The sequence below is a fragment of the Streptococcus sp. DD10 genome (assembly GCF_001578805.1).
Taxonomy (GTDB): Bacteria; Bacillota; Bacilli; order Lactobacillales; family Streptococcaceae; genus Streptococcus.
Map to the genome: position 1 here is coordinate 196,474 of NZ_KQ969160.1, position 11,749 is coordinate 208,222.

Here is an 11,749-nt window from a genome sequence, read left to right on the forward strand (position 1 = left end):
CGATAAGTAACTGTTGGCTTAACAAGATGGGAATTAATCATAACCTGATCTAGAGGTTTTACTTGCCCAGGTAAAGTATGCTTGTTGAGCGTGTAGCTCTTAACTCGTGGGAATGCCTTATCGATTAAAACATCCATGGTTGCAGAATGGATCGTGTCATACGCAACTCTTGAATCATCTACTTCTATTCCTATTTCCTTTTTGTCTTTTTCCTGTTTTTTCACACCATTTTGATTATCTGATTTAACAAGAACAGAAGTTAGTTCAGTGCCATTAAAGGTTGCGGCTTTCAACAAGATTTTTTTCTCATTTTTAAGATTCTCACTTACCCCAGATGGCAAAGTCAAGGTATTAAATAATTGTTCCCCATTATTACTAGCATTCAGTTGACCATCTGCTTTCAAGGTTACTACTAAATTGTTTGTTGACCCTTTTTTCGGAGCTGCTACACGTGATTGATTGTACCAAGCACTATTACCGTTACCCGGACTCTTATACTCCCAGAACCATCCACCTTTATCATAACCTACAAATACGTTATTAGATGTATCCTTAAACTTCAAAAAAATACCGAAACGACCCTGTTCATTCTCGGACTTTTCTACGAAAGTTAGATTAACACTCGCATTTCCTTCACTGTCAACTTCAAGTCCCTCTTTTTGAAAGAGAGCTGGTTTCGTTTGATTATCGTTTTCTGCTGTTGACGTTAGCTTTTCATATCGTACACCATCTTCTTCAACAATTGCGACCGTTCCTTGTTGCTCTTTTGTTTCCACAGTTTTCCAAGTAGGGAATTGACTTTCTTCAACTTTTTCATCCTTATTTTCTGGCTTCTCCACTTTAGGTTCCACCTTTTCTTTCATCAGTTGACGAATCCATTCTAATTGTTTCGTTGAGAAAAGAATGCCACCACTACGTCTTCCAACTACACCATTTTGATGAACTCCTATTAGCTCACCAGCTTCATTAAAAATTCCACCTCCACTAGCTCCAGGCTCACTTCCTTGATATGAAATCCCTCGAACACCATCACCATAATCTTCAATAGATTCAACTGTTACATCTAATAGTGGTCTTAATTCTCCTTTAGGGTAACCGTAAATTTGTACCTTATCCCCACTCTTAATATCAGCTGTTTTCTCTGTTAATTTTACAGGAGTATTCAAGATTTTACTTGGTAGTTTTACAAGTGCTAAATCATTTTTATAGCCCTTTAAAAAACCTTCCCGATCCCAATGACGGACATCATCAATCTCAAACTTTGTATCAGGATAGGAAAAAGAAGATAGAGTGTAATTCTTATCCTTGGAATCCAGTAAATTTTCAACTTTTCGGTGATCTCCATCTGCTACATCCTTGACAAAATTATGAGAAACAGTCAAAACTGTATCCTCTGCTATTACGATACCACTACCTGTACCCGCTTCACTAGAGATTTTGACGGTTGCATCAGCTAACGTTGCTATTTTTTCTAGTTCTTCTTCAGTTAATTCGGATTCTTCAGCATCGTTTTCTGTGTTCACAGCATCAGTACCTTCTGCCCCAGAAACTGCCGACTCCCGTGTACTCCTACTTTCAACATCATCGTTTTTATTAGAGACCTTTGCTAGAACAGGAGTCGTTTTTGTGTCTTCCTCTAAAAAATTCTCTTCCTTAGCTCCCTTATCTAGTACTGAAACTCTCTCATTTGTATCTACTTCTAAATTTTGATCAACTAGTTGATCTGCTGAAACAGTACTTGTCCCTATAAAATAAGTTCCAAGCAAAACTGAGCAGACCCCTAAGCTTAATTTACGAACACCGAATTTACAGTGTCGTTCAAACAAAAATGATTTCATTGACTTGCCTCCAAATAATAAAGACCATTAATAGGTTACTTTATTTTTATATTTGATATATTAATTTTAAGATAGCAAATTTCAATCAAAAAGTCAAGAATTTTTATGTAAGCCCTTTCTTTGTTTAAAAATTAGGATAAATAGTTATCTTTTAAGATGCTAGAATTCTTTAAAACAGATAGCAACATACTGAATGAAAACAAGGGAAGATTACTTTTCTAAAATGTCCGTATACTGTCTAAAAAGTCAAAAAAGAAGCAGACGGGCTGCTTCCTTTGACATCTATGCTTTTCATATACCCACTACAGTTGATAAAGAATCGGGAAAAAGAGCTCTTTAGACTATTTTTCTTTATTCTCCTTCAAAGGCATCTTTAATATGGTCAAAGAAGCCTTTTTTCTTTGGATTGACCTTTAAATCACCTGCAGCTGCAAATTCTTTAAGCGCTGCTTTTTGGCGGTCGTTTAAGCCTGTCGGCGTCACGACATTGACAGTGACATATTGGTCCCCAACTGCTCCACCTCGAAGGCTCGGTGCTCCTTTTCCACGAAGTCGGAATTTCTTACCAGTCTGCGTGCCTTCTGGAATGGTTAACTCTACATCACCATGTACCGTTGGAATTTCAACGCTGTCACCAAGCGCTGCCTGAACAAAGTTCAGATTGAGGTTGTAGAAAATGGTGGTTCCTTCACGCTCAAACTTATCACTCGCTTCCACCGAAACCACGACATACAAGTCACCATAAGGTCCGCCGTTAAAACCGGCTTCCCCTTGACCCGCTAGGCGAATTTGTTGGCCAGTTTCCACACCAGCAGGGATTTTCACATGTACGCTATGGGCTTGTTTTTCATGACCCGTTCCGTGACAAGTTGTACATGGGTCTTTGATTTCTTTTCCACGACCATGACAGACATCACAGGTTACTTGGCGACGCATCATCCCAAGAGGCGTTTGCGTATCAACATTGATAACACCCGCACCATGACAGCGACCACAAGTCACTGGGCTAGTTCCTGGCTTAGCACCTGAACCATGGCAGGTACGGCATTCCGCTTCACGATTGTATTTAACCTCTTTTTCAGCACCGAAAACGGCTTCCTCAAACTTGAGATTAACACGGTATTGGAGGTCATCACCCTGACGAGGAGCATTTGGATTGCGTGATGCTCCTCCGCCGCCAAAGAATGAAGAGAAGATATCTTCGAAGCCACCAAAACCAGCACCATCAAAACCACCGAAACCACCAGCACCACCGCCAAAGCCTCCGTTGGCACCAGTAGCTCCATATTGGTCATAGGCAGCCCGTTTTTGGTCGTCACTCAAGGTTTCATAGGCTTCTTGAACTTCCTTGTACTTATCCTCTGCCCCCGGATCCTTATTAATATCCGGATGGTATTTTTTTGAAAGCTTCCGATAAGCTTTTTTGATTTCGTCCTGCGAAGCATCCTTCGAAACCCCCAGACGATCATAGTATTCTGTATTGTTCATATAAGATACTAAGAGCGAACAGAAAGCGACTGAAATTTAGGAAACCGACAAGAAATCCTGATTTCTTAGGAGGTTTATCTAATTTCCAAGCTTTCCGCTCGTGTTCAATTACGAACACCCTTGTTCCTTTCTATTATTGTTTCGAAACGAACCCACAATTTAGTTCGGGTTCATTTCCTTTCTTTTATATTGATAAGACAAACCCCAAACAAATTAGGTTTCATCCCTTTTTACCGAAAAACAGAGGCTGGGTTGCAACCTCTGGATTTCTTTTTATCGTTACAGCATGTGAAACTCAAATTATTTTAGCTGAACTGAGTTCGAGCGAAAAGTCTGGCAAAAAAGATAGATTTCCTTGTGTTCATCGAACACTTCGTTAATCTCCTATTTTTGCTTGGACTTTTTTAACGCTCTCACATCTTACCAAATCGAGCACACCCTAACCTCTTGGTGAAAAAGAGACGTAGCTGTTTTCGCTTTAGCGAACTACAGATATGGCTACCTTTAGGTGCAAATCTTCCTAGAAACTAAAGTTTCTGCGTCAGATTTCCTATTTTCACTGTGAGGTTTTAACGGGCTTTGCAAACCTCGCTCTCAAATTTTTAGGCTCGGGATAAAATAGTCCACTGGACTATTTTATTTCTCCGTAAACTCTCCGTCTACGACGTCATCGCCTGCGTTTTCGCTTGCTTGTGCGCCTTCCGCTCCTGCTTGTGCTTGTTGCGCTGCTGCAGCTTGTTCGTAAAGTTTCACAGCAAGTCCTTGAGCTTTTTCATTCAAAGCTTCAAGTTTTGCTTTCATTTCGTCCAAGTTGTTATCTTCTTGGGCTTTCTTCAACTCATCTAGGGCAGCTTGAGCAGCATCACGTTCTGCATCGAAGCCTTTACCTTCTGTTTCTTTGATAGTTTTTTCAGTCGCAAAGATTGCTTGGTCTACTTCGTTCCGAAGGTCAACTTCTTCTTTACGTTTCTTATCTGCTTCAGCATTAGCTTCTGCATCTTTCATCATGCGGTCGATTTCTTCGTCAGTCAAACCTGAGTTTGATTGGATAACGATTGTTTGTTCTTTTTGAGTTCCAAGATCTTTCGCTTTAACAGATACGATACCGTTTTTGTCGATGTCAAATGTTACTTCGATTTGTGGGATACCACGAGGTGCAGCTGGGATATCTGTCAATTGGAAACGTCCAAGAGTCTTGTTATCTGCTGCCATTGGGCGTTCACCTTGAAGAACATGGATATCAACAGCTGGTTGGTTGTCTGCTGCAGTTGAGAAGACTTGTGATTTAGAAGTTGGAATAGTAGTGTTGCGATCGATAAGTTTTGTGAAGACGCCACCCATTGTTTCGATACCAAGTGACAATGGTGTTACGTCAAGAAGGACAACGTCTTTGACATCACCAGTGATCACACCACCTTGAATGGCAGCACCCATGGCAACAACTTCGTCAGGGTTCACTGATTTGTTTGGTTCTTTACCAGTTTCAGCCTTAACAGCTTCTACAACGGCTGGGATACGAGTTGAACCACCGACAAGGATAACTTCGTCAATATCTGACAAGCTCAAACCTGCATCCGAAAGGGCTTGACGAACTGGAGTTTTCGTACGTTCTACAAGGTCACGAGTCAAATCGTCAAATTTTGCACGAGTCAAGGTCATTTCCAAGTGAAGTGGTCCAGCTTCACCAGCAGTGATAAATGGCAAGCTGATTTGGGTAGAAGTCACACCAGAAAGGTCTTTCTTCGCTTTTTCAGCAGCATCTTTCAAACGTTGAACCGCCATCTTGTCTGTTGACAAGTCGATTCCATTTTCTTTCTTGAATTCTGCAACCATGTGGTCGATGATTTTTTGGTCAAAGTCATCACCACCGAGTTTGTTATCCCCTGCAGTTGACAATACATCGAAGACACCGTCACCCAACTCAAGGATAGAGACGTCAAAGGTACCACCACCAAGGTCGAATACCAAGATTTTTTCTTCCTTGTCAGTCTTATCCAAACCGTAAGCAAGGGCTGCTGCAGTTGGTTCGTTGACGATCCGTTCTACTTCAAGACCAGCGATTTTACCAGCGTCTTTAGTTGCTTGACGTTGTGCATCGTTGAAGTAAGCAGGAACTGTGATAACTGCTTTAGTTACTTTTTCACCAAGGTAATCTTCAGCATAACCTTTCAAGTATTGAAGAATCATAGCTGAAATTTCTTGTGGTGTGTATTCTTTACCGTTTGCAGAAACTTTTTCAGAAGTACCCATCTTAGATTTGATAGAGATGATTGTATCTGGGTTTGTTACTGCTTGACGTTTTGCAGCGTCACCAACGATGATTTCACCATTTTTGAAGGATACGACTGATGGAGTGGTGCGGTTACCTTCTGGGTTTGCGATAATTTTTGATTCAGTTCCTTCAAGAACTGCTACTGCTGAGTTTGTTGTACCTAAGTCAATACCGATAATTTTAGACATGTGTTTTTCTCCTTAAATTTTAATTCGAATTTTGATTTTTTTGATATTTCCCTTAAGTGGTGGGGACGTGAGCAACTCCCTACGGGATTTCATCACTTATTTTTGAGCCTATTGTCTCAAAAATCCCCTGTTTCAGTAGCCAAAGCTACTGAAACTTTCACCACGGCGGGCAATATCTTCCTTGCAAGCCTCCGGCTTGCTTCTTATCTTTCTTCATAGTTTAGTGTCATTTCGGACAAGTTTTCAATGTATTTATGTTACGACACGAGGAGTCGAAATCGATATTATTTCGACGACGAGTTAGTAAGGAGGCTAGGCAAACGCCATAGCGATTGCCGTTTTCTGACGAGTTGCTTCAGCAACCGTCAGAATTGCCTAGTTATACACCACTACCATAGCTGGGCGTAAGACGCGTTCGTGGAGTTTATACCCTTTTTGGAAAACTTGTGCAATCGTGTCTGCTGGATGCTCGTCATCTGCAGGTAAGGTTTGGATGGCCATGTGGTAGTTATGGTCAAAGGCTCCGTCCGCTGGAATTTCTTCGATTCCTTCTTCTTTCAAAGCGTGAACCAAGCTTTCTTGCACCATTTCCAAACCTTTTTTGACATCATCCGTCAAGCCCTCAACGGCAAGAGCACGTTCAAGGTTATCAAGTGATGGCAAAATTGCTTTTGCCAAATCTTGGCTACGATACTTTTGTAATTGTTGACGTTCTTCATTTGCACGTCGCTGAATGTTTTGCATCTCTGCATGGGCACGAAGGTATTTGTTTTCAAATTCCTCGGCACGCGCTTGGGCTTCTTCAAGTTCAGAAGGTTCGCTTACTTCCTCTACAACTTCTTCAGTTGTTTCAGAAATTTCCTCTTCTTCTACTGCATCATGTTTTATTTCTTCGGCCATGTTCGCCTCCTTTACTGTTTTCAAACTTTAATTAACTTCATAGTGGTTACTACTGAGATAACGATAAAAATCTGTTAACTTCATGGTCAGAACCCGATTGACCACATTGATTTGACTCACGATTTTTTGATAATCAAGATTAACTGGCCCAATCACTACTAGCATACCAAATCCACGATACGGAATTAAAAACTTACTTGTGATGATAGTTAGTTCTGATAAACTAGGCTCTTTACTATCTGCCACCCGTACTGCTTGCATTTGCTCTTCTGTAATATTTTCACGAATTTCAAGAGCGATTTTCCTAGGTTGATCAACCAACTGGTAAGTCTCTGAACTCGCAAACTTCAACAGATTCACTTTGCCTGCCACCACCACCTTTTCTTCAAACATCTCAGAAAAAATATGGTCAAACAAGTCTAGGACATTGTCTGTCGTCGTAAAATAACGCTGAATGATCTGTGGAATTTCGGTGCGAATCTTATAATGAATATCAAGGACCGTCTGTCCCAAAAATCTCTCCTGGACTAAATCACGTAAGCGACGTAAATCCTCTTTTAAAAAATTTCTTGGAATAAGAAACTGACTTGTGATTGTATTGGATTCGTCTAAAGTGAAAACTGCCAAAGCTGTATGCTGCCCCAAAACAACGATATCAAAAGCTGTTAAACGTTGTTGACTCGGTTCAACATCAAGCCCCAAAACCGTGCACTCACTTAACTGCGATAGGACATCTGCTGCCTGTTGTAGAATGTCATCTAATCTGAAAAATTCATGATCAAAAGCCTTAATAACTTCATAGACTTCATTCTCAGCCAGTCTATCAAAAGCCAGTGAATGTCTAACAAAATACTGAAAACCCGCTCGACTCGGTTTCCTACCACTAGAAGTATGCGCTTTTTCCAGCAATCCCTGTTTTTCCAAGACTGCCATATCATTTCGAATAGTCGCACTAGAGGAGTTTATCGACTCTTGCAAGGCTTTAGAACCGACAGGCTCATGAGTTTTGGTAAAGATTTCGATAATCAAATTAAGAATTTCATTCTGACGTTCTGTTACCATATGCTCATCTCCTTTCGATTTTTTAAATTAGCACTCGAACCTTCTAAGTGCCAACTCATGATTCTATTATACACCCTTTAAAAATAAAGTCAAGAGAAAAAAACAAAAAATTAGCACTCTTTTGTTAAGAGTGCTAAAAATCCGTCTAAAGACCTAGAATCTCACTTTTCATCCACTTGGTATTTCCTTTTAAGTCTGAAAAAACCATAGATTAAATAAGAAATCAGAAAAGCATATAAAATAAAAATAATAAGGAAAGATTGATACAAATTTTCTCGAAATAGACTCATGCAAACAACAAGACCAGCCGAGAAAGCAGCTGTACAGGAACGAAGTCTAGACCGCATAGCTTCCCATCTAAGATCCTTACTCATATAGACTTGATCCTCTGAAAGTATATCAGAAGCTGGTTTACGAAGAATTAAACAATAACCTCTTTCTATCAATTCCCAGCCGCTATTTTGAAAATCTTGCAGTTCATGCTGATACTTTTTAAGAAATCTAGAATCATAGATACGGTAGATGACATCGTCCGGTTGGCATTGGTCAAAATAGAAAAAACCAAAACGACTCGTTCTATATCTCCAGCCTTTCAAGTGCATCTCACGCAAATACTCTTCTTCCTTGTCCAAATCAATAATGGTGAAAATCCGAAATTGTACTTTGCTATTCATTGTCCGACCTCCAAATCAGAAAACATACATGGTTTTATTTGTCAGATAATTCTTTCCATTTTTGAAACAATTTCCAAAAAATATAAGAAATTTGAACCGCAAAAACTATCAATAAAACCCAATCTATCCTGACAATCAAAAACATTCCCCAACTAAAAGAACTACCTCCACTGAGGAATATTGAGAAAACCAGTGATAGAGCCGAAAAGAGAAGTAAAATAGGAAGCATCCGCATTGTTAAAATGCGTCTGACCATAGCTAACTTCCCTGTAGTATCATTATAGATTTCAAACTCAGTATCCGACTCAATTCCAGAATAAACCTTTCTAAAGTAGGAAAAACCATTAAAGTCTATGATATGCTCCCAGCTACAGTCTTTAAATAGTTGTAAATAGGAGGCTCTCTCTGACTTTTCATGAGATAAAAGTCCAACTGATAAGACACCTGCTCTGATTGGCACTTTTCAAAAGGTAGCAAACAGCTACTAAAAAAGGTGGGTAGGAGACTTTATAATGATAGCTTGTGAAGTACTTCATACTTTGTACACAAGTAGTAGATGATGTCACGTAGGTGCAGACTCTCCCACTCATACCAGTCCAACTATAGATAACCATAAGCTCTCTCTAAAGTGGAATAAAATTCTCTGTATACTTTGGAAACTTCTTCAATTCAGATGACTCTGCTCCTTTAACCTCTATGCTTTTCATCTACCCACTACAGTTAACAAAGAGACGTTATTTCCTATCTCTACATTACTTCCCCTCTGCCTCTAAAAGCTTTAAATACTCTTCTAGAACCAAATTGTGTGATTGAATATACTTTGCTGATGGAACACCGACATAACGATAATGCCAATTTTCATAATCAATACCAGTTATATCACTTTTTCCATCTGGATAACGGAGGATAAAGCCATATTCTACTGCAATTTCAGAAATTTGCTTTGCAAGTTCTTCTTCCTGACCACTCGGCACACTCATATCGACAGCCAAACCAGTCTGGTGCTCACTGGCCCCCGGAACCTGTACCTGCTTTTGTACCTCTCGCTCCGCATCCTCACGGGAGAAACCTGAACCCTCTAAAGTCAAAATAGTCTCATTATAAAGTTCTTTTTGCTCTTCTACGCTACGATACCCTGAATTTAGTTCTTGCTCAGGAGAAATCTTTCGAGCAGCCTCCAAAAACTGCTTAAGCGCATCAGCAATACGACTATCAACCTTTACCGTTTCAACTTCTGTTAATTGAGGATTGGACTCTTCCTGTTTATGATCCTTATTAACCAAAATCAAATTCCAATCTTTTGTTGAAACATCAGGTAAATCAGACTTAGATTGACTACTTGATTCTACAGAACGACTAGAAGTTTCTGAAGAACTCGGATGTGTCTGTGAAAAATAAGGTATCAGATATTTTTTTCCATAGATTGTTCCAAATATTACTAGCATTAATAATAGGAAAACACTGATTAAAAAAATCTTATACTTCTTTTTCATACGTTTTCTAGGACGTTGGTGTTTTCGTTGTCTACTCACTCTGAGCCTCCATTAGCTTAGCCCCTTTTTCGCGATAAGACATGTCACCAATTCGGTCAATGCTAAAGACGCCATTGTCATAGTTAACAACAGTAACAGAACCATTTTGTAATCCATGTGGACGCGAACCATCAATTAAGTAGGCCAATGTCCCTATCGTCATTCCATGGCTAACAATAAGTACATCTCCTCCTCCATCTTGTTCCATTTTTTGAGCAATTTCTGAAAAACCTTCTAATATTCGACTACTGAGTTTTTCCCAACCTTCTGCCCAACCTGCTGTGTCAATTTCTACCAACCCTTCAGCCATCTCAGCAAGACTCAACTGATGAACATGCTCCACATTAAAAATTCGTGGCATAATCCCAAAAAACAGGTCACCATCATAGGCACCGTCAAAACTTCCAAAACACCATTCGCGAATTCGTTTATCCATCTGATAAGGAATCTTACCTGTAAGATGGAGGTCCTCAAGTAAAATCCCCATCGTCTGTATGGTTCGACCAGAATCACTTGAGTAAGCCTGTTTAAACTCCAAACCACTTGTAGCAAGCCCAAGCCCAAGTTCATGAATGCCTAATTCCCCCTCTTTCGTCAGCGGGGTATCTGACCACCCTTGTGCCCGACCAATTGTATTAAACATTGTTTTACCGTGTCGCACAATATAGAGTCTTGTTTTTGTCATATTATTTCCTCCGTCATCTTCTGCTACATTATACCATTTTTCTTTAAGAAAGACTCCTAAAAAATTGACGCTCTGTCTGTTGTCAGTTTGATATTCATAATAAAAGACAAGAAAAACTAGATTTTTTCTTTAAAAAGTGATAAAATATACATTGTAAGTGGGTATACCCACAAAAATTTATAGGAGGCCTATCACAAATGGCAATCGTTTCAGCAGAAAAATTTGTCCAAGCAGCTCGTGACAATGGTTATGCAGTTGGTGGATTTAACACAAACAACCTTGAGTGGACTCAAGCTATCTTGCGTGCAGCAGAAGCTAAAAAAGCTCCAGTTCTTATCCAAACTTCAATGGGTGCGGCTAAGTACATGGGTGGTTACAAAGTTGCTCGCAACTTAATCGCTAACCTTGTTGAATCTATGGGAATCACTGTACCTGTAGCTATCCACCTTGACCATGGACACTACGAAGACGCACTTGAGTGTATCGAAGTTGGTTACACTTCAATCATGTTTGACGGTTCACACCTTCCAGTTGAAGAAAACCTTAAATTAGCGAAAGAAGTTGTTGAAAAAGCACACGCTAAAGGTATCTCAGTTGAAGCCGAAGTTGGTACTATCGGTGGTGAAGAAGACGGTATCGTTGGTAAAGGTGAATTGGCACCCGTTGAAGATGCAAAAGCAATGGTTGCAACTGGTATCGACTTCTTGGCAGCAGGTATCGGTAATATCCACGGTCCTTACCCAGAAAACTGGGAAGGTCTTGACCTTGATCACTTGCAAAAATTAACTGAAGCTGTTCCAGGTTTCCCAATCGTATTGCACGGTGGTTCAGGTATTCCTGATGAGCAAATCCAAGCAGCAATCAAACTTGGTGTTGCTAAAGTTAACGTAAACACTGAATGCCAAATCGCATTCTCAAACGCAACTCGTGAGTTCGTTCGTGCTTACGATGCAAACGAAGCTGAATACGATAAGAAGAAACTCTTCGACCCACGTAAATTCCTTGCTGATGGTGTAAAAGCTATCCAAGCATCTGTTGAAGAGCGTATCGATGTTTTTGGTTCTGAAGGCAAAGCGTAAGAAGCTAAACTAAAAAACTTGTTCCATCAGG

At 40.0% G+C, this 11,749-nt stretch carries 9 protein-coding genes and 1 pseudogene; 1 reads left to right on the forward strand and 9 read right to left on the reverse strand.

All coding sequences use genetic code 11. The features are described from left to right. The 9 genes and pseudogenes from STRDD10_RS11145 to STRDD10_RS06355 all read right to left on the reverse strand — a co-directional run. The coding region (locus STRDD10_RS11145; RefSeq protein WP_197458309.1) for a trypsin-like peptidase domain-containing protein at positions 1-1,838 on the reverse strand (1,838 nt) is incomplete at its 3' end. Positions 1,839-2,189: 351 nt separating this feature from the next. Continuing rightward, positions 2,190-3,326: a molecular chaperone DnaJ gene (gene dnaJ, locus STRDD10_RS06320; protein WP_067194024.1), complete on the reverse strand. Its 1,137-nt coding sequence runs from the start codon at positions 3,324-3,326 to the stop codon at positions 2,190-2,192. A 636-nt stretch (positions 3,327-3,962) separates the two neighbouring features. Further along, positions 3,963-5,786, reverse strand: a complete 1,824-nt coding sequence (dnaK, locus tag STRDD10_RS06325; protein WP_067194025.1) for a molecular chaperone DnaK — start codon at positions 5,784-5,786, stop codon at positions 3,963-3,965. Positions 5,787-6,161: 375 nt separating this feature from the next. Continuing rightward, positions 6,162-6,710 (reverse strand): nucleotide exchange factor GrpE, encoded by a 549-nt coding sequence (gene grpE / locus STRDD10_RS06330; RefSeq protein WP_156468613.1) that lies wholly within the window; start codon positions 6,708-6,710, stop codon positions 6,162-6,164. Between the two features lie 3 nt (positions 6,711-6,713). Beyond that, the gene (hrcA, locus tag STRDD10_RS06335; RefSeq protein WP_067194029.1) at positions 6,714-7,748 is read right to left on the reverse strand and encodes a heat-inducible transcriptional repressor HrcA; all 1,035 of its coding nucleotides are present in this window, start codon (positions 7,746-7,748) and stop codon (positions 6,714-6,716) included. A 161-nt stretch (positions 7,749-7,909) separates the two neighbouring features. Next, positions 7,910-8,422 carry a DUF2812 domain-containing protein gene (locus STRDD10_RS06340; protein WP_067194030.1) on the reverse strand — a complete coding sequence of 171 codons (513 nt, stop codon included), beginning with the start codon at positions 8,420-8,422 and terminating at the stop codon, positions 7,910-7,912. Positions 8,423-8,705: 283 nt separating this feature from the next. Further along, positions 8,706-8,882, reverse strand: a pseudogene (locus tag STRDD10_RS11560) (DUF2812 domain-containing protein); the annotation flags it as partial. Between the two features lie 292 nt (positions 8,883-9,174). Further along, complete coding sequence (locus STRDD10_RS06350; protein ID WP_067194089.1) at positions 9,175-9,915, reverse strand: M15 family metallopeptidase; 741 nt, start codon at positions 9,913-9,915, stop codon at positions 9,175-9,177. A gap of 31 nt (positions 9,916-9,946) precedes the next feature. Beyond that, complete coding sequence (locus tag STRDD10_RS06355) at positions 9,947-10,639, reverse strand: histidine phosphatase family protein (RefSeq protein ID WP_067194032.1); 693 nt, start codon at positions 10,637-10,639, stop codon at positions 9,947-9,949. Between the two features lie 197 nt (positions 10,640-10,836). On the opposite strand from STRDD10_RS06355, the gene STRDD10_RS06360 reads away from it, so the two are divergent. Further along, positions 10,837-11,718 (forward strand): class II fructose-bisphosphate aldolase, encoded by an 882-nt coding sequence (locus STRDD10_RS06360; protein WP_067194033.1) that lies wholly within the window; start codon positions 10,837-10,839, stop codon positions 11,716-11,718. Positions 11,719-11,749 lie beyond the last annotated feature (31 nt).